Below are 23,938 nucleotides of genomic sequence, written 5' to 3'. Positions count from 1 at the left end.
AAATCGAATCCATATGCGTTGCTTTTCTACCTATTATATGGCTAAATAGGTACTATATTTATTTGAAGGGAGAGAACGCAATGGAACATCATACTTCTGTTCTATCACTTATGGTTATCGTTGCAATCGCGTTTTTCGTTCCCCTTTTGTTACAACGCTTTAAATTAAAAGCACTTCCTGTTGTCGTTGCAGAAATTATTGCAGGAATCTTTGTAGGTAAAAGTGGGTTTAATATTATTGAGCCAGATATATGGCTTCAAGTTTTATCAACATTAGGATTTATCTTCCTCATGTTCTTAAGCGGTTTAGAAATTGATTTTTCTATCTTTAAACAAAAAGGGAAAAAAAATACGACAAACGAGCCAAATACATTTCAAGCAGCAAGCATTATCTTCTTATTTATTTTCATCTTATCTTATGCCCTATCATTACTATTCGTATGGCTAGGATTCGTAGATAATGCAATGTTCATGACTTTAATTATTTCAACTATTTCTTTAGGTGTTGTTGTACCAACATTAAAAGAGAACAACCTAGGAAAAACTGCAATCGGACAAATCATTTTATTAGTTGCTGTTATTGCAGACTTAGTTACAATGATTTTACTCGCTGTTTTCGTCGGATTAAATTCCGAAAGCGGCCAAAGTATGTGGCTCTTACTTCTTCTATTCGGTGCCGGTATTGTCATTTACTTTATTGCAAAACGCTTTAAAAACATTCCATACTTAGATAGTTTAAAAGCTGGTAGTGTACAAATTGATACACGGGCTGTTTTTGCACTCATTTTAATCTTAGTTGGTTTATCGGAATCTGTTGGAGCAGAAAATATTTTAGGTGCCTTCTTAGCAGGCGTACTTGTATCGTTATTATCACCAAATGAAGATATGGTTGAAAAACTTGATTCCATCGGCTATGGTTTCTTCATCCCTATTTTCTTCGTAATGGTTGGTGTAAATCTAGAGGTATGGTCTATTTTCAAAGAACCTTCTAGCATGCTAATGATCCCAATCTTAATTGTAGGACTCTTTATTTCAAAACTCTTACCATCACTCGTCTTACGAAAATGGTATCCACGTAATATCGTACTTGGAAGTGCAATTTTATTAACATCGACACTTTCTTTAGTTATTGCAGCTGCACAAATTGGTGAAAAACTGGGGATTATCAGTCCAAGTTTATCTGCCTCTCTTATTTTAAGCGCAGTTATTACTTGTATTTTTGCACCTATATTATTTAAAAAAATGTTCCCAAAAGTAGAAACACCAAAACCAAAAGTAGCTATTATTGGCGCGAGCAGAATTACCCTTCCGTTATCACTAGATTTAAAACGAGAAGATTATGACGTAACGCTATATATGATGCGTCAAAACAAAATAAATGATGAAGAAGCGAAATCACATGACTTTCCTATCGTGAAATTAGATGACATCACAATTGCATCATTAACTGAACAAACAGCATTTGATGCAGATCGCGTCGTTGTTGCAACAAGCGATGATGAACAAAACTTATTATTGGCAGAACATGCAAAAGAGCTAGGTGTTGAACATGTTATTGCAAGTGTAGAAGATCCACTTCTACAAGAAAAAGCAACGCAAGAACATATCGCTGTATTCTCAACAATTAACTCTACACGTATTTTATTACGTGCACTTATTGATAAACCTAGTCTCGTTCGCTTAATTACAACAGCAAACGAAACAGTACGCGAAGTTGAACTGCGCAGCAATAAATATAACGGCATTGCGCTTCGCCGCCTCCCGTTTTTAGGTGATGTACTTGTCATTCAAATCTACCGCGGTAATAAAGCATTAATACCACATGGTGATACAAGACTACAACACGGTGATACATTACTTGTAACAGGTTCAAAAGAGCATATCGATACACTAAAAAACATATTAGAGTAAAAAAAATGCCCCCCACATAATTGAGGGGCATTTTTTAATTTTCATATGGTAAAATGTTACTATCACATATTATGAGGATGGATTACATTATGTCTATTGTAACTTTAGCTCTCTTATTATTAGCAGAAGTACTCGTCGCCATTATTCTCATCGGTGTTAGCATTGAAATTTGCAGCTATGGTTGGAAAAAATCAAATGGAGTTAAATACTCATGCCTTTTTCTTTCACTCCTTCTAGGAACCGCTAGTATACTCGGCCTTCTCGCTGCACCTGCATACTTCTTTATACAACTTATAGAAAAAGGTTTATAAGAAAGGATGATAATATGATTACTGTGCAGTATATTGATGCATCCGAGACACACTTATTACGCCAAGCGGTGTTGCGTCCCAATCAGTCCCTAGCAGACTGTAAATACTCTTCTGACTACGAAAAAGACACATTCCACTTAGGTGCCTTTATAAACGATGAGTTAATTAGCATCGCTTCCTTCTCAAAAGAAATATATCCTGATTTGCAAAATGGTATCCATTATAGACTACGAGGAATGGCAACATTACCTAACTTTCGGAACAAAAGAGCTGGAAGCTCCTTAATTCAGACGGCAGAACAAATTTTAAAAGAACGGAAAGCAAACATTCTATGGTGTAATGGCCGTATTACTGTAACTGACTATTACAAGCGATTAGACTTTCAGGAGCATGGTGAAATCTTTGAAATTGAACCGATTGGCCTTCATAAAGTTTTGTATAAAAAGATATAAGAAAAGCTTTCCTCAATACGGGAAAGCTTTTCTTATATTTCAATCTTCACTTTTTATCTTTTTCATATATATGTAGATAAATAAACTAGGAACTAAAAAACAAGCAAACATAATAAGTGCTGTTATACTTATTTCTTTTATCGAGATATCTGGTGTTACAATGATACAAACAGCTAATATCCCAATAATAATACCTACTGGAATTAATAATAATTTCATGAAATAGCTACGTGACACTCCGCCTGTGTGCTCATATACCTCTACAGAATGTTTTAAATTTAAGAAGTTAATAACTACGATCCCGCCAATAAATATCATTAATAAATCCGAAACACTTTCATATCCTGCCTCTTGCAAGACATAGCGGTAAAAGATGATAGCTAGTATGACGATATTTTGTAAGATGAAAGCCAATCTAATATGTTTTAACCCTTCAATCATTAAACGTTCATCTTTCACGATTTTCATCCTATCACTCCTTTTCCTCCCAAAACAACTCATTCAACGTTTTATCTACTGCATAACAAATTTTCAAACATAAATCTAAAGATGGATTGTATTTCCCCTTCTCAATTAAACTAATCGTTTGCCTTGTAACGCCTACTTTTTCTGCTAATTGTTGCTGTGTTAAATCTAACTGAACACGCGCGACTTTTATTTTACTTACAGCCATTCATGTTCCTCCTCCACCTTTATTGTAACATATATATTCCTTTAAGTAATTTATATTTTACAAAACCAATTAAGTTTTCACCTTATTCCAATTAGTGCGGGCTAATACACAGTGGGGATCCTCCCTACTGCCTATAGTCTCACTTTATTATACACAAAAAAGGAGCCTCTCATAAGAAGCTCCCTCTCCTATATCTATATTATAAGAATAAATGACATCCAAATAAAATTGTAAATAAGTATAGTAATGGATGTACTTCCTTTCCTTTACCCTTCACAATTTTCAAAACTGGATATACTAAAAATCCAATTGCGATTCCATTTGCAATACTAGATGTTAACGGAATACCTATAAAAATCAAAAATGCTGGTAACGCATCTTCAAATTCATTCCAATTAATATCTCGAATGCTTTGTGCCATTAAACTACCTACTATAATTAATGAAGGAGCTGTAATAGCGGCCACACTTGATAAAGAAGCAATAACAGGACTGAAAAATGCCGTTATAATTGTTAGACCAACAACTACAATCCCTGTTAATCCAGTTTTCCCACCTGCAGCAATACCTGCTGACGATTCAATCGTCGCTGCTGTTGGGCTTGTTCCAAAGATAGAACCTGTAGTCCCTCCAATTGCATCTGCAATAAACGCTTTACCAAAACGCTTCTCTGTATTGTCTGTAATTAAACCTGCTTGTTTAATTAAACCAAGTAATGCACCTGTTGTATCGAATAAAAGTACAAGTAAAAATGAAAATACAACACCATATAATCCGTATTCAATTACATCTGAAAATGCATTGGTTGGGTTTGAAACGATAATACCCTCTGGCAAATGAGGCATCGCCACAATTTTATCAGCAAACTTCAATTGCCCTGTAAAGAAGGCGATAATTCCTGTCACAATCATACTAATAAATAATGCACCACTCACACGTAATGCCATTAATACCGCCGCTAATATTAAACCAATTAAAGTTAAAATAACAGCTGGAGAATGAAAATCACCAATCGTAACTAAATTAGACGGATGATCTACGATAATTCCAGAAAGGCGCAATCCAATAAAAGCAATAAATAGTCCAATTCCACCTGCAATTGCATGCTTTAAACTATCAGGAATTGCTAAAATTAACTTTTGCCTAAACGAAGTAAAAGATAATAAAAGAAAAATAATCCCCGTTACAAATACAGCTGAAAAGGCAACTACATATGTAATCCCTTCTGCCTTCTGTACAACAGAATAAGCAAAATATGCATTCATTCCCATAGCTGGAGCAATAACAATCGGGTAATTCGCGAAAATTGCCATACCTACTGTTCCAACAACGGTGGCAATAATTGTTGCTGTAAACGCTTGGTCAAATGGTACACCTGCATCAGATAATATTTTTGGATTGATGACAAGAATATACGCAAATGTAAAAAAAGTTGTGATGCCAGCTAAAAACTCTTGCTTCACAGAAGTGTTATATTTTTGTAATTGAAACATGCTTATGTACCCTTCCTACACCTGAATTATTATCACACATTCTTTTCTTACTAGTATGTGAGAAAATATAATACTTAATCTTAACAATCAATAAAAAGAAGAGTCAATATATTCCCTAATAGTTCGAATTTTAAGTTTAAGTCTGACAAGTACAGATGTAGTACAGTTCATTATGATTATTTTTGTAGCATAACAGATAGAAATGTTTTATAATTTGAAATAGTTAAATATTTAGCAAACGCATTCAAATATCGTTCACTCTACAAGGGGGATTCTTCTTATGCAGCACACAAACAAATCTGGAACTTTAAATCGTGGTTTAAAAGAACGACATATTACTTTAATGTCACTTGGCTCAGCTATTGGTGTTGGGCTATTTTTAGGATCCGCTTCCGCTATTAAACTAGCCGGTCCTTCTATTTTACTAGGCTATATGATTGCCGGACTCGTTATTTTTTTCATTATGCGAGCTCTCGGGGAAATGGCAATTGAACAACCTGTTGCCGGTTCTTTTAGTAAATATGCATATGATTATATCAGCCCACTCGCTGGTTATATTACTGGTTGGAATTACTGGTTCTTATGGGTTGTTACTTGTATGGCTGAAATTACAGCAGCTGGTATTTACATGCAGTACTGGTTCCCAGATATCCCGCGCTGGACTTGGGCATTACTTGCTCTATTGTTAATGAGCGCTTTTAACTTCTTATCGGTAAAAGTATTTGGAGAACTTGAGTTTTGGTTTGCTCTCATTAAAATTGTCACAATTATCTGTATGATAGTAGTCGGAGCTGGTATTATTTTATTCGGATTCGGAAACGGTGGTATCGCTACTGGTATTTCAAACCTTTGGTCACATGGCGGCTGGTTCCCAAATGGTTTTTCTGGGTTACTACTCTCCATGCAGATGGTACTATTCGCTTATTTAGGCGTTGAATTAATCGGTGTTACAGCTGGTGAAGCTCAAAATCCGAAGAAAACACTCGCAAAAGCAATTGATAACGTGTTTTGGAGAATATTACTGTTCTACGTAGGAGCTCTATTCGTTATGATGGCAATTTATCCATGGAACGAACTTGGTGAGAAAGGAAGCCCATTCGTATTAACATTCCAGCAAATTGGTATCGCAAAAGCAGCAGGTATTATTAATTTTGTCGTATTAACAGCAGCTCTTTCTTCTTGTAACGGTGGTTTATTTAGTACAGGCCGTATGCTATTTACATTAGCTCAGCAGAAAAAAGCTCCTGAAAGATTTGGTCGTTTAAATAAAAACGGCATTCCAAGCCAAGGAATTGTAGCAACTGCTATCGTTTTACTCATTGGTGTTATATTAAACTATCTCGTACCTGCAAAGGTATTTACATGGCTTACTAGCATTTCAACTTTCGGCGCAATTTGGACTTGGGGAATTATATTAGTTGCTCAAATTAAATTCCGTAAAAGCTTACCTACTCAAAATAAACAAAAGTTATCATATAAAATGCCTTTATACCCATTAAGCTCATATTTCTCACTCGTTTTCCTTGTATTAGTACTAGGTATAATGGCGTATTCAGAAGATACACGAATTGCATTGATTGTCGGCCCAATTTGGCTTATCGGCTTAGCAATCGTATATTACATGAAAGGGTTTCATAAGATTGATGAAACACCTAACTCAAAAATTAGTTAAGCAAAACACCCCTTCCTTATTACTTGGAAGGGGTGTTTTTATATCTATATAAATATTTCTCAACAAAATTCACGGTATTTTTACAATCTTTTAATATTTTTTATGTTTTCCGTCTTTATTTTTACAGAAAAATAAATTACATTATTAAAGCACATATATTTATTATTAGGGGGATTCTTCTATGAAGAATAAAAAATGGATTACATTTTCTTTAGCAACAGCAATTACACTAAGTATAGGGACCTCGTTCATACCGTCTACTTATGCCGAAAGCTCTGTAGACCCAGCTCCTGAAATTGCTGCAAAAGTTGTAAATCAAAACAATGGGAAGAAAGTATTATTCGATAATACACACGGTCAAACTGCTGGGACAGCTGACTGGGTTATTGACGGCGGCTTTTCTGACTTCGGAAACGGCATTGCAAAAAACGGATATCACGTAAAAGAACTTCGTAAATCAACACCTATTACGTACGAAGACTTAAATGGTTACAATGTATTTATCGTTCCAGAAGCTAATATTCCTTACAAAAAATCTGAGCAGGACGCTATGTTACAATATGTAAAAAATGGTGGTAGTATCTTCTTTATTGCCGATCATTACAATGCGGATCGTAATAAAAATCGCTGGGACTCTTCTGAAGTATTTAATGGATATAGACGCGGTGCTTGGGATAATCCAGCAAAAGGAATGTCTAATGAAGAAGCAAATTCACAAGCTATGCAAGGAGTAGAAAGCTCTGATTGGCTATCTGACAACTTCGGTATTCGCTTCCGCTACAATGCACTTGGTGATGTTTCAGCGAAAACAATTGTATCGCCTGAACAATCTTTCGGAATTACAAAAGGTGTTTCTTCTGTAGCAATGCATGCTGGTTCTACTCTAGCAATTACAAACCCAAAACTAGCAAAAGGACTTGTTTACCTTCCAGAAAATCCATCAAAATGGAATAACGCTGTTGATAGTGGCGTTTATAATGGCGGTGGTATTGCAGAAGGCCCATATGCTGCAATTGCAAAAATAGGACTTGGAAAAGCTGCCTTTATTGGTGACTCTTCTCCTGTTGAAGATGCAACGCCAAAGTACGTTCGTGAAGATTCTGGCCAAACAAAGAAAACTTACGATGGTTATAAAGAAGAAAACGATGCGATTTTATTAGAAAACATCGTAAATTGGTTATCGAATAAAGAGACATTTACAAGTTTAGATCAAGTAAATGGTTTACAACTTGATTCACCTACAGCTCTACAAACATTTGAACAGCCAAGCTTATCAACAGAACCACAACCTGAACCTTGGAGTGCACCAAATGCAGGTTATCAATGGTTTAATACAAATACTTTTAAACCAGGTTCATACGGTTATAACGGTGCGGTAACAACAAGCGACTACGTCGTTACACACCCTAGCATTCTACCAAACAATGAAATTTTCCAAATGAAGATTCAAGTAAACAACTTACTACCTAATACAACTTATAACAACTATTCTTTAGGTATATTCACTACTGGTGGAACACAAGTAGCAAAAGTTCAAAATACAAACGGCACTTGGCCATCTGCTTTCGGATATAGTAGTGCATTCTCTTTCACAACAAACAGCTTAGGCTCTGCTGAAAAAGTTGTAAATGTACAGATTGATTCAAATACAACTGGACAAGCAACGCTTCGTCTACGTCAAAATACAACAGCGAAATATAATGAAACTGTAACGATTAATAAAAAATAATGAAAAAGGCAATCCATACATGGATTGCCTTCTTTTCACTTCTCTTCTTTTGAGAAAAACATTCTTGAAATAACGATACCTATACTACCGACGATTAGGAATAACACTGCCCTAATCATCATCGAAACCTCCGGTAAGTCAAGTAGGAATAACTTCCCTACCGTTACTACTAATACGATTAATCCAGCATATAATATTTCATTCATCTGTCTATAACGGCCAAACCAAACTGCAAATAACGCATATATCATCCATAATAACGATACAGATACGCTAATTATACTTCCATCTGTAGAAAGAACTTCACCAATTCTAGTAATTGTAATAAATACAATGACCATTAACCAGTAGAGCGCTATAGAGTACACATACTTACCAAAACTCGCTAACACTTCTTTCGCTTGTCTCATGCAATAATAGAATGTTCCTATTAAAATAATATGAGCAACAAAGCCTGCCGAAATAAATTGATCAAACGGACTAAAAATCGTTTGTATCATTCCAATCGCGTAAATCGTTGCACTAACATACAATTTTATCTGTTGTTTTCCTTTAATAGAAGTAACCATTCCAAGGAAACCTTGTAATAATAGTACGATCGCTGCATTTACTAAACTATACTCGTATAAAATCGCTAAACTAAATGCTCCCATTGTGAAACCAAATAAGAGATTTGTAAATGTAGAATGTCTATTCTTCCTATACTCAAGCACAAACATAGCAGCGTGCACAATTGCACTAATAATTAATCCCCATGTTGTAAAATCAGGTATTTTTGAAATAGCTAGTATAAAGAACACTGCATTCGCACTAAATATCGCCAAACGCGGTTCTGGTATAAAACTTCTCTCCGTAAACATATGCCAAAATAATAGTAAATGAATCAAACCATATACAATCGTTAACTGTATTTGCAAGTTCTCTACTAATATTGACATAACAGCAAAGAAGACAAAAAGAACAATGGCCGCAACAGCGTAAGAAATCATATATAAATATTTATAACGATTTTTCAATCCATACCATAATAAACTAAGTGTTAACACTGTCTCATATCCAAAGAAAATATAAGGATTAGGAGTCGTACTATTTAACAAGAATGGCACGAAGAACGCTCCTACCGCTACGAAGATAGTAAGGTATTCCGAGTTATATCTTTTCGCTAAATAAATCCCTAAAATAACCCATGTAATATTAAAGAGAAACGCGATACTTGCCGGAATAAATGCATACAAATAATGTGCCGCAAACGTCGTTAAAACAATCCCCGAAATACTTCCTCCAACCAATACTAATCCTAACGCCTGCCGCTCTCTTTTAATTTGAATATCTCCTATATAATACAAACCGATAGATAATGCGATACCAAACACAATTCGTATTGCTGGTGTTAATAAACCAGCATCTACCCCTGCTTTAAATAACCAGATCACTCCAAGCAACATAATACCGACAAATACACGCGGTAACCACGTTTGACAAAACTTAATAATATTAAATGGCTCTGGTTTAAAAGCAGATATATCTACTTGTTTTACCTCACATTCTTGCAAAGGCTCTTTTATCTTAACTATTTCTTCTTTTGGCTTTTCCTCCATTACCGTTTCAATATATTCTTTCTTATCCTTACTAACATGTTGCTGAGCGTTTTCTACTTCTATTTCCCTTTGCTTCACCTTTAATTCAGCAAGTGCTTCTTGAATCGTTTCAATTGCCGTTTCGAGTGCTTCTATTTTCTTATCCAAATCCTTCTTCATATGCTACCCCCTTATTCGTAACTCTCATTAAACCTATATATTACCAATTACCTTTATCATACTCTTAGTCTATTCATTTTCAATAGTATTTTTCCAAAAAAAGAAAGGTGTCTTCCCAAAATAGGAAAACACCTTTTTACTCATTTATTCTTATTTAAAGCAATGCTAACGATGAAACCAAGACACATGCCTACAATAGCTGGAACAATCCATCCAACACCTTCTGTATAAAACGGAATGTATTTTAATACTGACGTCCACTGATTCATCATTACATTTTTATTTAAAATATCAATTGCACTAAATATTGCTACAATCCAAACAGTTACTGTATATACGTATGCATACTTCCCAATATACTTATGGAATAACCCTAGAATAATAAGCGTTAATGCAATTGGATAAATAAATCCAAGAATTGGTACTGATACTTTTAAAATTTGCGTTAATCCTAAATTAGCTAAGATCATACTAACAACGCTTACTATAAATGCCCACACTTTATAAGATACTTTCGGAAATGCACTCGAAAAAAATTGACTACAAGACGTAACAAGTCCAATTGAAACACATAAACATGAGATAGTAAAAATAAGACCTAATAAAACGACTCCGCCCTGTCCAAATAATGTAGTCATAACTTGTGCTAACACTTTGGCACCGTTATCAAATGTTCCTAATGAGCCACTAATTGCCCCCACATATCCAAGGATGACATAAATAATCGATAATAATAGTCCTGCCCCGATTCCAGCAATACTCATATATTTCGCTAAACCTTTATCATCTTCAATACCCTTTGCACGTAATGCATTTGCAATAACAATTCCAAAGATTAAAGCAGCTAACGCATCCATTGTTAAATATCCATCTAAAAACCCTTGAAACATAGGAGCTTGGCCATAGTTCCCTATTGGTTCTTTCATATCTCCTACTGTTGTAAACATACTCTTTATAAAAATAAGTGCAATCATACATAATAATAACGGCGTCAAGACTTTTCCAAACAACCCCATTAGTTTAGATGGTGATAAACTTAACCAGTAAACAATACTAAAGAAAATAACTGTGTAAAACAATAATACTCCGCTTCCTGCTTCAGGGAATAACTGACCTGGCCCCATTTCAAAGGCTAAACTTCCCGCACGTGGTATACCAAGCCCAGGTCCAATAAATACATACACGATACATGGAAAAATAATTGCAAATGAAGAATGAACTCTACCCGCTAACGTTTGAAAACTTCCTGCTTTTGCAATAGAAATAACACCTAATATAGGAAGACCTGTTGCTGATATAATAAATCCTACTAACGAAATCCACACATGTTCTCCTGCTTCATATCCAAGAAAAGGTGGGAATATAAGATTCCCTGCTCCAAAGAACATCGAGAATAACATAAGACTAATAAGTAAAATTTCTTTTTTCTGTAACAATTTCATTTCTTTCTCCTTCTTTAATTTCATCTTTTATGAAATCAATTCCACATATAAAAAAAGTACAATAACCCGCTTCCTTACAAAGAAAACATAGTCCATAGTCTATCACAAAAGAAACACCCCTTCTATAGCTATTCCCTTTTTCCAATCTCTTCTGAAAAATCAACCTTTATTGACTTATAATAGTTAATAAAGTAAAATATTAAATGTACAAAATTATTAACTTTGTTTTTGTTTGTGTCAGGAGGAAAATAACATGGAATCAGCGATACAACTAGAAAGAGAACAACAAAGAAAAAAGAAACATCCTCCAGGTTTATACTTACTCTTCTTTACAGAAATGTGGGAAAGATTTAGTTACTATGGATTACGAGGATTATTAACATTATATTTAACGACAGCTTTAGTAAGCGGTGGTCTTGGGTTTAGTCCCGCATGGGCACTCTCTATTTACGGATTTTATACTGGAGCCTGTTATTTCACACCAATGATTGGTGGATACTTAACAGACCGTTTTCTAGGTAGACGAAAAGCAATCACAATTGGTGGTATAACAATGGCAATCGGTAACCTTACACTATTTGCCTTGCAAAACCAATTAGGCCTATACCTCGGATTAGCGCTTATTATTATCGGTAACGGATTCTTCAAACCGAACATCTCTACACTGGTTGGAGAATTATACGAAGAGAACGATCCAAAACGTGATAGTGCATTTACCATTTTCTATATGGGTATTAACGTCGGGTCATTTTTAGCTCCACTCGTTTGCGGGTTTTTATCAGAAAATTTATTCAAAACAACAGTTGATGGCGTTGTACATTACGGATTCCGTTACGGTTTCTTAGCCGCTTCAATCGGAATGATTATTGGACAAATTTTATTTACAACATTATCAAATCGCTTCCTTGGTGATATCGGTAAAAAACCAACTCGCGATTTACAAACAACAGATGGACAACCATCAGTAGGAGATACACCGTTAACAAAAAAAGAAAAACAACGTACCGCAGTTATCGTCATTTTAACATGCTTCGTTGTCTTCTTCTGGGCTGGCTTTGAACAAGCTGGTAGCTCGTTAACATTATATACAAACAAATTTGTAGACCGCTCTGTGTTCGGATGGGAAGTTCCAACATCTTGGTTCCAATCGGTCAATCCATTATTTATTATTTTACTTGCTCCAGTCATTTCTGCATTATGGGCAAAACTTGCAACTCGCAAGCGCGGTGATTTAAAAATCCCAACTAAAATGGGACTTGGTATGATCTTGCTTGGTATCGGTTATATCATTCTCGTTATCGCTACATTAAAAACAGGTAGTGATGAACATAACATTACAGAAAAAGCAAACTTACTATTTATCGTCTTTACGTATCTTTTCCATACGTTAGGTGAGCTATTCTTATCACCTGTCGGACTATCAATGGTTAGTGCGCTTGCTCCGGTAAAATTAGCATCTTTACTAATGGGTGTATGGCTAGCAAGTTCAGGTATCGCCAACATTTTAGGCGGACAACTTGCAAGCTTCACAACCTCACTTGGATACGCTGAAGTATTCACGGTTATTGGCGCTGTGGCAATTGTATTAGGTTGTGTTTTATTATTAATTTCTAAGAAATTAGTGAAATGGATGGATTAAAAAAGATGAGGAATTTCTCCTCATCTTTTTTTATGCCGTTTTACCTTTTTCTATTGCTTGTTCGTACAGCTCTTTATGTTCTTTATATTCACTTGGTACGAAACTCTTATAGAAGAATGAGAACCAGCTGTCTCCCTTTTTATACCCTTCTTCTCGAATTTCTGCTGCTTTTTTATTCAATTTAAACCCTTCAGTAAACCATTTCTTTAACAATTCATTTCTTTCATACTTAGCAGGAACTTTTAAATTATAGTTTTCAAATGCATACTTATAGCCAGCCTTTTCTACTGCCTTTTTTGTAGACTTATAGCCTTTTTCATACGCTGTTTCATATGCCTTCACGTATACTTCTTTCTCTCTATTTCCAGGATTCTTTTCAGCTAGTTCTTTCCCTGTCTTTTCTCCTAATTCAGCTTGTTCTTTTTCAATTTTTTCTGTTCTTTCTTTATTCCCTACTTTGAACCCGTCTACAAAGTTTACCTTAAACTCTGGAGCAACTTGACTATCGTCCATCGTCTCTTGTGCTAAACCTTGTTCTTTTCCTTTTTCAAAATGCGTTTTCTTCTGCTCTTCTAAAGACCATGCGGCTGCATAAGTCGCTTTAAACGCTTGTTTATATGCATCAGATTTTCCAGCTACATGCACTTCTGCATCATTTTTTCCTGCTTTAAAATCAGTTTCTCCATTCTTTTGACCTTCAAGTTGACCTTTTTCCATATCAGCTTGGCGCTGCGCTTCCTCTTGCTTACGTGCCTCTTCAGCTTTTCTTTGTTCTTCGGCTACACGTTGTCTCTCTTCTTCAGCTTTACGCTGTGCTTCTGCTTGTCTCTCAGCTTCTACAGCACTATTATTATTCTGGCTAGGAGCTGGGCTCGTTGCACCACTACTAGAAGCTGGTTTATTGTGATAATGATATTCCCCGTACTGTAATCCCCATTTCTCACAATTTGTACGACACGTATGTCCGCCATTAGCATCTGTACGCCCTGGATGCGCATAAGCTGAAATTGGAGCTACCAATAACGCTATACTCGTTGTTAAAAGAAGTTTCTTCACCTGTTGTCTCACTCTTGTTCCTCCCAAAATATAGAATTATAACTTTATTATACATAAATAGAAGAATACTTAAATACAAACCAAAACATTCTATTTTTTCTCAACATTAGTAAAAAAGAAGGTGAACTCTTTAAAGAGTTCACCTTCTTTTTTACTTCTTCGCCTTCGTTCCTACTAAATCACCAGCAACAACATAACGCTTAGAATTATCCTTTACAGATACACATGTAATAAGCGTTATCTCATCTTTCCCATGATCCTCCACAACTTCCCACTTATCAGGAGTTACTTCAGATACACCAGTAACCGCATACTCATATTCATTTTCATTGTCATACAAATAAATTTTATCGCCTTTTTTCAAAGAAGCTATATCACTAAATAAAACACCTTTTTTAGACATGTTATGTCCTGCTAGTGCGTAATTTCCTTTTCCCATAACTTGATTCTCTTTTACTGTCGCTGCACCTGTTAATAAGTTTTTTTCAGTAGAAGCTTTCAAAACAGGCAGTTCTACTGAAACACTTGGAATCGAAATACGACCAATTACTTGTTTCTTATCTAATGATGCATTCGCTACTTCCGTCAAGTCTGGTTGATTAATTTTGGAAGCATCTACAAATTCCGTCTCATGCTTTTCATAATCCATCTTTTGAACAGCCTGCACATTTTCAGTCTGTTTCTTTTCAGCCTGATATCCATCATAAAATGGCTTTCCAATTAACACCCCACCTACAACAAATAGCAGGATTGCTACTATACTATAAATTCTTTGCTTATTCATATACAATTCCTTTCCCTTACAAAATCTTACTCTATATAAAATGATAAAATAATATCGCCATATGTACAAGTATTAGCTGAAAAGAAACCTTCTTGCCGGTGCAAGAAGGTTTCTTTTTAAGCTAATTTATTTCTGTATAATGATACGTGAAATACTGTCATTTGAATAAAGAAAATAGAAAATAGAATATATAATGGGTATCCAGGAAGATATTCATTAATAATAGGCGAAAAAGTTAAAAATCCAACTGCACAAGGTAACACAAACCATAACGATACAAATGTTGTTCGACAAGCTTTATCCGTAATCGCTTTTTCACGTTCATCTTCTAGTGGAAATAATAATGGATACATCCAAAAAGATAAATTCTTATATTTTTTCTTTTGAATTCTATAAAAAATTGTAACTATAATAGCTCCAATAAATAATAAAATAAATGGTACTCCATTAACCGCTACTTCAAACGGGAATTTCTCGTTTTTAAATATGTCTGCTAACTCTGTAATAACACTATAAAATTCAACAAATGTCCAGCATGCTAGTGCAGTATAGAGTACATTTATAATATAAGAAAAACCAATTCTACTCATCCTCTTCCCCCTCCTTATTTAAAACAAACACGTCTTCCATCTTTAACTGGAATACATCACAAATCATCAATGCTAGTAACAATGAAGGAACGTAATCCCCTTTTTCAATTGCAGCAACTGTTTGTCTCGTCACTCCAACCTTTTCTGCTAATACACTTTGTGAAAAATTAAAACGAGCTCTTAATTCTTTTACTCTGTTTAAAATGGTCAAATTTACCACCTCTCACCATTATTGTATGCTATCCTTAACAAAATGTAAACTTAACTTAACATTAATATTGTAAAAAATCCAACTCTACGTATTGTAAAGTTGGATTACGTTTTAGTTTAAAATTGTAACTTTAACGATTTTTCTTCCCCATTGACTAGAAGACCCTTTATCAGGCATTAACACATCAATTCTGTTACCTTTAATCGCTCCACCAGTATCTGCTGCAATTGCGACTCCATAACCTTCAACATTTACAGTTTTGCCTAATGGAATAACACTTGGATCTACAGCAATTAATTTCATTCCTGGGTTTGCAGTTAGATTATAACCTTTACCACCTGGTCCCCATGCAGAAAATACTTGTTGACCTGACGCATAACCATTTTCCGCTGGATCAGCTGTATAAGCTGTAGCTTCTACATAAATTTCTTTCCCACCAGCAGTTGGCTTAGAAGGTTGTGCAGGTTCTACCTTCGAATTATTATTAGCAACTGGTTCTGCCGGTTTACTAGCTTTTTCTTGCTTTTGCTTTTCAGCAATTTCTGCTTGTGCTTTCGCTAAAGCTTCTTGCTCAGCCTTTGCAGCCGCTTCTGCTTTTGCACGCTCTTCCGCTGCGATTCTTGCTGCTTCTTGTTCACGAGCAATTGTTTCTTGTACTGCCTTCATATTTGATTCAATTTTAGCTTTCTCTTCCGCTGCTAAATTAAGCTGACTTGCAACCTCATTATATTTAGCTTGAACTGTTTGTAAGTTATCTTGACGTTTTTTCAAGTTATCTTGCAGTTCAGCTTGCGCTTTTGCTAATTTTTGTTTGTCTACTACTAAAGATGCTTCTTTTTCGTCAATTGTTTTCTTATCTTCTTCAATTTGACGAAGATCTTGTTCTTGTAGACGTAAAATTTCTTTATCAGCTTCTAGAATAGTAGAAACTGCGTTCATACGTTGTAAGAAGTCTGCAAAGTTTTTTGACTCTACTACAACTTCTACTACTAAACTTGTATTTGAACTGTTTTGAACAGAAACCATACGTTTTCTCATAATGTCTTTACGAGCAAGGACTTTATCCTCTAAAACGACAATTTCTTCCTTTTTTTGTTCAATCTGCTTATGTGTTTCATCGATTTTACGTTGAATAGCAGCTTGATCCTCTTTATTTTTTGCAATTGTATTATTTAAATTATGTAGTTCGTTTTCAATACCTTTAATTTCTTTACTAACAGCTTGCTTCTCTTGCTCTTTCTTTTGCATTTCTGCATCGTTTTGTTGCAATTGCTGTTGCATGTTGTTAAGTTTCTCGTCGTTTGACTCTGCTTTAACAGCGACTGTACTAGAAAGACCGATAATTCCTGCTAATACTAGACAGCTGATTCGCTTAAAATAGTTCATAATCCGACTCCCTTCTTATACAGTTATACATGATTTATTTTACAGTTTGTTTACAAAACGATTAAATACAGTTTATTTTTCGTGACAAAAAAAAGAGAATTATGAATAAAATGTAATAGATTCTTAAATATTTAACAATTCCTATATTTAAAAAATACAAAAGATGCTAAAATCCAAATATAGAGAAAATATAACTTTCGAAGGCGGTTGAAATAAATACATGTTTACTCAAAAGAAATCACTCCAACATACAATTGCTCAATTAGAAGAGCGTATACAAGAATTAGAAGCAGAATTGAAACAAAAAGATATTGAAAAACAAGAGACTATTTCGACTATCCACGATCGTGTACAAAGCGTTGTACAAGAGCATCAACTTGTAAATAACCAACACAATACACTCCAAAATTTAGTTCAACAATTAAGTTCATGTTTCGAAAATGTTTCAACACGTACGACACATTCCAATGAGTTAAATAATGAAATGTTGCAAAAGGAACAAAGCTTAATTCAGTCTATTGCAGAAATTATTGACTGCTCTAATGAAGGAAAAGAATCCGTTCACCGCTTACTTATTGTAATTAATAAATTAGGTGAACAATCTCAACGCACGTCTAATAGTATGAATCATCTAAGCGAACGCTCAAAGGAAATCGAGCAAATTGTAGAAGTCATTCAAAACATTGCAGCACAAACAAATTTACTTGCCTTAAATGCGAGTATTGAAGCCGCACGTGCTGGAGAGCACGGTAAAGGATTCGCTGTCGTTGCCAATGAAGTAAGAAAACTAGCGGAAAGTACAGCAGAAAGCACAAAAAACATCGGCAACTTAACGAAAAAAATTCAAGAAGAAATTGAAAAAGCATACGATAATACAAAAGATAATTTACATTTAGTCGATGAAGGTGTAGAAATGAGCGCCGATACAAACGCTAGAATTGAAAATATTTTAGTTATGATTCAAACGTTACAAAATGGCGCTACAAATGTTATTAAGGCTATTGAAAACCAAAAGTCTTGTAATGATGACATATTACGAGAATTCGCTAATACACAACAAATGTTCCAAAAATTAAATACTACTATTATGAATCATATTCATGATGCTGAAAAAGTCGATGTTCAATTGTCTAAAAGTCTTCAAGGAACAGTAACTTCTTAATTAAAAATAAAAATCCCTTATACTGCTATAAGGGATTTTTATTTTATTTCGAATATTTATTTCTTTTCAATATTCATCCATATCTTTGTTATAATGGAAAAGTTGTTTCTTTCAACTAATAAACAAGGAGGTTATTATGGAACAATTTTACTACGTTTTAAAATATTTAATTCTCGGTCTGTTCCAAGGACTAACAGAACCAATTCCGATTTCTTCAAGTGGTCACCTCGTTTTAGCACAACATTTGCTAGGACTAAAAATAGAAGGATTTAGCTTCGAACTACTTGTTAATTCAGCTTCATTATTAGCTGTATTACTTATTTATAGAAATGATTTAATTCGTCTGACGAAGAATGGTCTCTCTTATATATTTACAAGAGCAGAAGACGCGAAATCAGATTTCTTCTTTATTATTTATCTTGTTATTGCAACCATTCCAGCAGGTGTTATTGGTGTTTTATTTAAAGATTACATCGATCAGTACTTAAAAGGTGTGAAGATGGTTGGGATTTCCCTTCTTATTACTGCTGTCGGCCTTTGGATTATTAGAAATTTACGCGGTCGTAAAAATGATGGCGACCTTTCTATGAAAGATGCAATCATCGTCGGATTAGCACAAGCTTGCGCACTGATTCCTGGAATAAGCCGATCTGGTGCCACAATCGTAGCAGCAATGTTACTTGGTATGAAGCAAGAAACAGCTCTTCGCTTCTCATTCTTACTATACATTCCTGTTAGCTTAGGTGGCTTATTGTTAAGCATTACAGACATTGCAAATGATCCAAATCTAGACACATTATTCGTACCATATGTCGTTGCATTCATCGCAACATTTATCATGACGTATATTTCACTAAAATGGTTTATGAACATTATGGCAAAAGGAAATTTAAAGTATTTCTCTTTCTATTGTATTATCGTAGGTGTACTTACTCTTATTTTCTTATAAAGTGAAACTTACAAATCGAAAGCGAGTCATTCTATTACACTAGATGACTCGCTTTTTTATACCTTTATTAAGTTAAAACCTATCATTCACTTATAATTTTCAGAATATTATAATAATTATTAAGTTCACTATTATAGTAAAGCTATCTTTCCTACTATTATCGTAAAAGAGGTGTTTATATACTTATAGTTACTAAACTCATTCACATTAAGTACGGATATGAAAGTGAGCTACTTTGTGAGCTTAAACAATATTATCCTTCCCCTGGAACGAACGGTTTTATTAACATAGAGTTTTCACATGTTCATCGTACAAATGATAAGACAGAATATATGTTTCGTATGTTATGGAAAACACAACAAGATTACCATACATGGCTTTCTCAAAGAAAAGGCCATGAAACTTTGAAGTACAAAATACAAGGCTATATCCTTTCTTCCAAATCAAATGCTACCTATGTGCATTAACTCTTCTCTTTTTATTCCTTGCGAGGAGAAAAATGATAAAGTGAAACTTTAATCCTCACCAATCGTGCTTCCCACAAATAGCGGGATAAAGAGCCCTCTTACTTTTCATACTGTAAGAGGGCTTCTCTTATGCATACACTTTCTTTTCTTGACAATACAAACGAATAACATGTTTATTTTGTTGAAATACATCATGCGTCAGACGAATAATAATAAAGTTTCGTTTTGTTTGATCATCATGAACAAAAATCTGTTCTCCCTCCTGAAAACGCCATGCACTTTCAAAAGTCGTAATATGATCCCCACTTACAGAAAAAAGTTCATATCGCATCTCTTGTACCCTCTCTCAACTTACATAATCATAATATCCTCATATTAAATTTATTATAACTTAATTCCTATAAAATTAGTAATTATTTCTATTTCGAAAGATTTTAACTTTGTATTTAAATATTTTTAGCGCTATAATGATAAACGAATTTTTATTGAAAGGAGTTTCACTTTGACTGCATATTTATTTCCAGTAAAAACAGCATTTATTTTATTTCCTTTTTTAGCAATGTTTCTTTTAATCCCTTTTCTAATATTTAATTATCGAAAATACGGTTATTTAAATAAATGGCGCTCATTTATTTTATACTCATTATTACTTTACTTATTAAATGCCTATTTTCTTGTTATTTTGCCGTTGCCACAAACGTTTGATACTTGTAGCCTACAATCGGCTAATACACAACACATGCAACTCTCACCATTTTATTTCATACAAGAGATTAGTAGTCATACATCGGCAGTTTTAACGAAACCGGCTACTTATTTCTACTTATTAAAAGAGTCTGCTTTTTTACAAGTTGCATTTAATGTTCTATTAACTGTTCCATTCGGTATTTACTTACGTTATTATTTCCGACGTAGTTTCCTACAAACAATTTACATTTCCTTTTTCCTTTCACTATTTTTCGAGCTAACACAAGTGACTGGATTATACGGTATATACAATTGTGCATACCGATTATTTGATATCGATGATTTGTTTTTAAATACATTAGGTGGCGTAATTGGTTTTATCATTGCACCAATATTTACGTACTTCCTTCCAAAAACAAACGAGTTAGATAGTCATATTAATTTAGAAACGAAACCAGTCGGATTCATTCGTCGCCTTATCGCGATGCAAATTGATTGGATTTTCTTATCTATCGTTGTACCTGTCATTAAAAACAAAGGAAATTCTTTCTTCGTTTCTAATATGCAATCTTACACCAATATGTATGAACTCATTTTCATTACGTGTTCAATCCTTATTTACTTTATTATTATTCCATACTTTACGAATGGAAAAACAATTGGGAAAGCATTGCTTCGCATTCACCTGAAAGGAAAATCAGATCGTATTACATTAAAAGAACTATTTATTCGATACGGTATATTTTATTTTGCGTTAGGCGGAATCAATTATATTCTTTCTAGTAGTTCTATGTTAAATCATACAGAACCTTTAGTATTACTCGTTACATTGTTATTCCTATTCATCATTAACGGCCTGTTTATTATTCATGTTTTACTGCATGTATTTAGCCGTGATAAACTACTATTTTATGAGCATATTAGTCATACAAGAAATGCAATTACACTAAAAAAAGCTGACAAATAATTATTTGTCAGCTTTTTCATATACATAATGTGAAACTTTAATCAACCCTCCCAAAACGAGCGGTTATCTCCCACCGAATTTTGAGATGGGAGTATTACTGCCCGTTAATGCGGGATAAATAACTTTTCTGCATAAGGATTAAAAAACATTCCAAGTTCATCTAGAGACTTCCTCGCCTGTAAAAACGAATGAAACTCTGGATATATATCTTGTAATTGCTCATACGATAATGTATGCATTTTCCCCCAATGCGGACGCCCTTCATACTTCATAAAAATTTTTTCCACTTCGCCAAAGTAAGCAGCATATTTCATACCTTTATACATATGAACAGCGATATACGCTGAATCTCTTCCATAGGCTGGACTAAGCCATATATCATCACCTTTCACATAGCGGCATTCGATCGGGAAGTGCACCTTATACTTTTTCTTTTCAATAAGATTTGAGATTTCTTCTACCACAGTCCTCATATACTTTGAAGGAATGCTATACTCCATTTCATAAAATAGTACCGTACGTGATGTAGCAAATACTTCATAGCTCGGGCCAATTATTTTTGTGTTTGGTACAGCCTTAGCTGATAATCGACTCACTCCTTTACTTATAGAAGGAAACCATTTACACCCTTTAGATAGTAAAGAGAACATCCTATTTTCAAGTAACTCCACCTTTAGTTTATGCCATTTCAAATCACTGCCTGTATTCGTTGTTTCGTTCGTAAGTTTTACTTGTACTTCATCAGAATAAGGAAAAACGAAAAATTCAAAGTGACGATGCTTCTTATACTCTTCTAGTTTGTTCATTACAGTAGATAATGACTGTTTTTCACTTTCATAAACGAGTGAATACGCTGGAATAACCTTCAATTTTATCTTTACAATGATACCTAACATTCCAAGTGACAACTGAAACGCTCTCCAATATTCTACGTTCTCAGCTTCCGAACAAACTATACTCTCACCATTAGATAAAACTGCCGTAATCTCTATAACTTGTGTTGATAAGCTCCCAAAGGTAATACCCGTTCCATGAGTCCCCGTACTAATCGCTCCTGCAATAGATTGCGAATCAATATCTCCTAAATTTTCTTGCGCATAACCTTTTTCCTCAAGTAACTTCCCTAAATCATATAACTTTGTTCCTGCCCACACTTCAGCGACCATCTTCTCTTCATCAATATTCACAATGCCCTTCAATTCATCTAAAGAAACTAAAACTTCTTCCGTTTGCACAAGGGGTGTAAACGAGTGTCCTGAACCAACAACACGAATTTTCTGCCCCTTTTTTCGTGCAACCCCCACTACTTCTACTACATCTTGTATACTTTCTGGATACATCGTATAATGCGGCGTCCCTTCTACATTCCCTGTCCAATTCCTCCACCTTTGTCCCTTTATAGAAAGCATTGGCCATCCCCCCGATATGTTGAATACTCCCCAACAATCTCTCCTTGTTTAACACGATACAAAAAAGGAAAGCGTTCACATAATTCACCAGCCTTACTATGACGAAACAAAATGGACTCTCCTATGTCCACTCTTTCCTCGCCGTTATAAAATATTGGCGTTTGTACCTCGCCAGCACCTTCTAAAGCTAATAGTTTTGCACCCTTTGGTCTCCAAACTTCAGGCTCTTTATCTTTTCCAACTGCTCCTGAAGCAATATATCCACCACCTAGGCAAGTGTAAATAAACGGGACTGGTTTACGCACAACTGGTAAGGCAAATCCGACCGCTGGATGAAATTTCACCTCTTTATAATAATCAAACAGCTTCGGAGAATAAAAAGCAGAACCTATTGTAATCTCTGAAACTGAATTATCTTTCTCAGTTGTTTTTATGCTTCCTGTTCCGCCTCCATTTACAAACCTTAGCTCAATACCAAGTTTTTGTATTGCTTTTACAATATATTCTCTTCTTTCTTTAACTTCTAGCACTGATTTCTGCTTTAAATACGAAATCACTTTACTTTTCAGCCATTGATTCGGTATATGGTCTCCCACCCCAGCAATTTGAGCTTCATAACCCATCACACCATCTAACATTAAATATGATGACCTTCTCACCTTTTCTACTACTTTCAACGCATCCTGCACATTTTTTACTGGGGATCTTTGTACACCAAAATGAAATTGAAAGAAACGACTACTCATATCAATATCCAAACAAACACGAAAACATCCTTTAGATTTCTCAGCAATTTTTTCTAAATACACAATATGCTCTTCACAATCCACCATACAAGTTATAATGAAACCTTTCTTTGTTAGCAAACTAATTTCATACAAAGCTCTTTCATCATAAGCAGGATATCCAAGCAATAAATCATTAAATCCTTGTTCTATTAAAAATAAAGTCTCTCTAGGTGAAAAGCACATAATACCTTGAAATCGATCATTTGCAGCTAAAATCTTTTGCATAATCGGAACAGAACGTAACGATTTACTCGCTATACGAATCTTCTTATTTCCACTTAACTCTATAATTGATTGAATATTTCTATCTAAAGCCACTTCATCCAAAAATGCACACGGTAATGGAACTTCTTTAAAAATTCCTCGATCCACATTTTTCTCTCCTCTTCTCAATATGTCTTATAC

Annotated in this window: 22 protein-coding genes and 1 pseudogene; 10 read left to right on the top strand and 13 right to left on the bottom strand. The window is 34.6% G+C overall.

All coding sequences use genetic code 11. The features are described from left to right. The first annotated feature begins 80 nt into the window (after positions 1-80). The 3 genes from BCG9842_RS03395 to BCG9842_RS03385 are packed head-to-tail and all read left to right on the top strand — an operon-like array spanning position 81 to position 2,673. Positions 81-1,910 carry a monovalent cation:proton antiporter family protein gene (locus BCG9842_RS03395; RefSeq protein WP_000399955.1) on the top strand — a complete coding sequence of 610 codons (1,830 nt, stop codon included), beginning with the start codon at positions 81-83 and terminating at the stop codon, positions 1,908-1,910. A 53-nt stretch (positions 1,911-1,963) separates the two neighbouring features. Then, positions 1,964-2,221: a DUF4022 family protein gene (locus tag BCG9842_RS03390; RefSeq protein WP_003260542.1), complete on the top strand. Its 258-nt coding sequence runs from the start codon at positions 1,964-1,966 to the stop codon at positions 2,219-2,221. A gap of 14 nt (positions 2,222-2,235) precedes the next feature. After that, a complete protein-coding gene (locus tag BCG9842_RS03385) occupies positions 2,236-2,673 on the top strand; it encodes a GNAT family N-acetyltransferase (RefSeq protein ID WP_000633849.1) in 438 nt (145 codons plus the stop codon). 39 nt (positions 2,674-2,712) lie between these two features. On the opposite strand, the gene BCG9842_RS03380 is transcribed toward BCG9842_RS03385, so the two are convergent. From BCG9842_RS03380 to BCG9842_RS03370, 3 genes are all read right to left on the bottom strand, one after another. After that, positions 2,713-3,141 (bottom strand): hypothetical protein, encoded by a 429-nt coding sequence (locus tag BCG9842_RS03380; protein WP_000706625.1) that lies wholly within the window; start codon positions 3,139-3,141, stop codon positions 2,713-2,715. A gap of 4 nt (positions 3,142-3,145) precedes the next feature. Continuing rightward, on the bottom strand, positions 3,146-3,346 hold the full coding sequence (locus tag BCG9842_RS03375; protein WP_000301184.1) for a helix-turn-helix transcriptional regulator: 201 nt from the start codon (positions 3,344-3,346) through the stop codon (positions 3,146-3,148). A gap of 199 nt (positions 3,347-3,545) precedes the next feature. Continuing rightward, positions 3,546-4,838: an NCS2 family permease gene (locus BCG9842_RS03370; protein ID WP_000487187.1), complete on the bottom strand. Its 1,293-nt coding sequence runs from the start codon at positions 4,836-4,838 to the stop codon at positions 3,546-3,548. Positions 4,839-5,118: 280 nt separating this feature from the next. On the opposite strand from BCG9842_RS03370, the gene BCG9842_RS03365 reads away from it, so the two are divergent. Together BCG9842_RS03365 and BCG9842_RS03360 are read left to right on the top strand one after the other, a co-directional pair. Beyond that, positions 5,119-6,510, top strand: a complete 1,392-nt coding sequence (locus tag BCG9842_RS03365) for an amino acid permease (RefSeq protein ID WP_001164901.1) — start codon at positions 5,119-5,121, stop codon at positions 6,508-6,510. A 181-nt stretch (positions 6,511-6,691) separates the two neighbouring features. Beyond that, positions 6,692-8,239 carry a DNA-binding protein gene (locus BCG9842_RS03360; RefSeq protein WP_000791516.1) on the top strand — a complete coding sequence of 516 codons (1,548 nt, stop codon included), beginning with the start codon at positions 6,692-6,694 and terminating at the stop codon, positions 8,237-8,239. A 35-nt stretch (positions 8,240-8,274) separates the two neighbouring features. On the opposite strand, the gene BCG9842_RS03355 is transcribed toward BCG9842_RS03360, so the two are convergent. Then, positions 8,275-9,996 carry a DUF2339 domain-containing protein gene (locus BCG9842_RS03355; RefSeq protein ID WP_000710904.1) on the bottom strand — a complete coding sequence of 574 codons (1,722 nt, stop codon included), beginning with the start codon at positions 9,994-9,996 and terminating at the stop codon, positions 8,275-8,277. 140 nt (positions 9,997-10,136) lie between these two features. Further along, a complete protein-coding gene (gene brnQ1, locus BCG9842_RS03350) occupies positions 10,137-11,438 on the bottom strand; it encodes a branched-chain amino acid transport system II carrier protein BrnQ1 (protein ID WP_000771705.1) in 1,302 nt (433 codons plus the stop codon). Positions 11,439-11,691: 253 nt separating this feature from the next. Between brnQ1 and BCG9842_RS03345 the strand changes: the two genes are divergently transcribed. Continuing rightward, positions 11,692-13,077 (top strand): peptide MFS transporter, encoded by a 1,386-nt coding sequence (locus BCG9842_RS03345; protein ID WP_000443141.1) that lies wholly within the window; start codon positions 11,692-11,694, stop codon positions 13,075-13,077. Between the two features lie 30 nt (positions 13,078-13,107). Here BCG9842_RS03345 and BCG9842_RS03340 read toward each other — a convergent pair whose 3' ends face one another. The 5 genes from BCG9842_RS03340 to BCG9842_RS03320 all read right to left on the bottom strand — a co-directional run bounded on the left by BCG9842_RS03340 (position 13,108) and on the right by BCG9842_RS03320 (position 17,104). Next, complete coding sequence (locus BCG9842_RS03340; protein WP_001249807.1) at positions 13,108-14,145, bottom strand: YHYH domain-containing protein; 1,038 nt, start codon at positions 14,143-14,145, stop codon at positions 13,108-13,110. Positions 14,146-14,284: 139 nt separating this feature from the next. Next, positions 14,285-14,917 (bottom strand): class A sortase, encoded by a 633-nt coding sequence (locus BCG9842_RS03335; protein WP_001041733.1) that lies wholly within the window; start codon positions 14,915-14,917, stop codon positions 14,285-14,287. Positions 14,918-15,033: 116 nt separating this feature from the next. Then, entirely contained in the window at positions 15,034-15,507 is a 474-nt protein-coding gene (locus BCG9842_RS03330; protein WP_000086544.1) for a hypothetical protein, read from the bottom strand. Further along, complete coding sequence (locus BCG9842_RS03325; RefSeq protein WP_000154017.1) at positions 15,500-15,718, bottom strand: helix-turn-helix transcriptional regulator; 219 nt, start codon at positions 15,716-15,718, stop codon at positions 15,500-15,502. Before BCG9842_RS03325 ends, BCG9842_RS03330 begins: the two co-directional genes overlap by 8 nt. 111 nt (positions 15,719-15,829) lie before the next feature. After that, positions 15,830-17,104: a 3D domain-containing protein gene (locus BCG9842_RS03320; protein WP_001105781.1), complete on the bottom strand. Its 1,275-nt coding sequence runs from the start codon at positions 17,102-17,104 to the stop codon at positions 15,830-15,832. Positions 17,105-17,735: 631 nt separating this feature from the next. On the opposite strand from BCG9842_RS03320, the pseudogene BCG9842_RS31980 reads away from it, so the two are divergent. From BCG9842_RS31980 to BCG9842_RS29160, 3 genes and pseudogenes are all read left to right on the top strand, one after another. After that, positions 17,736-18,266: pseudogene (locus BCG9842_RS31980) on the top strand (methyl-accepting chemotaxis protein); the annotation flags it as partial. 136 nt (positions 18,267-18,402) lie between these two features. Beyond that, on the top strand, positions 18,403-19,215 hold the full coding sequence (locus tag BCG9842_RS03310) for an undecaprenyl-diphosphate phosphatase (RefSeq protein WP_000434794.1): 813 nt from the start codon (positions 18,403-18,405) through the stop codon (positions 19,213-19,215). 179 nt (positions 19,216-19,394) lie between these two features. After that, on the top strand, positions 19,395-19,682 hold the full coding sequence (locus BCG9842_RS29160) for a hypothetical protein (RefSeq protein ID WP_043333453.1): 288 nt from the start codon (positions 19,395-19,397) through the stop codon (positions 19,680-19,682). A gap of 127 nt (positions 19,683-19,809) precedes the next feature. Here the strand turns inward: BCG9842_RS29160 and BCG9842_RS03305 are convergent, their stop codons facing one another. Next, entirely contained in the window at positions 19,810-20,013 is a 204-nt protein-coding gene (locus BCG9842_RS03305) for a hypothetical protein (RefSeq protein WP_001268332.1), read from the bottom strand. 171 nt (positions 20,014-20,184) lie between these two features. On the opposite strand from BCG9842_RS03305, the gene BCG9842_RS03300 reads away from it, so the two are divergent. Continuing rightward, positions 20,185-21,336 carry a VanZ family protein gene (locus tag BCG9842_RS03300; RefSeq protein WP_000128031.1) on the top strand — a complete coding sequence of 384 codons (1,152 nt, stop codon included), beginning with the start codon at positions 20,185-20,187 and terminating at the stop codon, positions 21,334-21,336. Between the two features lie 104 nt (positions 21,337-21,440). On the opposite strand, the gene BCG9842_RS03295 is transcribed toward BCG9842_RS03300, so the two are convergent. Further along, positions 21,441-22,745 carry a D-arabinono-1,4-lactone oxidase gene (locus BCG9842_RS03295; RefSeq protein WP_000948962.1) on the bottom strand — a complete coding sequence of 435 codons (1,305 nt, stop codon included), beginning with the start codon at positions 22,743-22,745 and terminating at the stop codon, positions 21,441-21,443. Further along, the gene (locus BCG9842_RS03290) at positions 22,733-23,905 is read right to left on the bottom strand and encodes an amino acid deaminase/aldolase (RefSeq protein WP_000373749.1); all 1,173 of its coding nucleotides are present in this window, start codon (positions 23,903-23,905) and stop codon (positions 22,733-22,735) included. Before BCG9842_RS03290 ends, BCG9842_RS03295 begins: the two co-directional genes overlap by 13 nt. Between the last annotated feature and the right edge of the window lie 33 nt (positions 23,906-23,938).

The sequence above is a fragment of the Bacillus cereus G9842 genome (assembly GCF_000021305.1).
Lineage (GTDB): Bacteria > Bacillota > Bacilli > Bacillales > Bacillaceae_G > Bacillus_A > Bacillus_A thuringiensis_S.
Note: the sequence above shows the minus strand (reverse complement) of the source record. Positions and strands in the feature narration are given on the sequence as shown.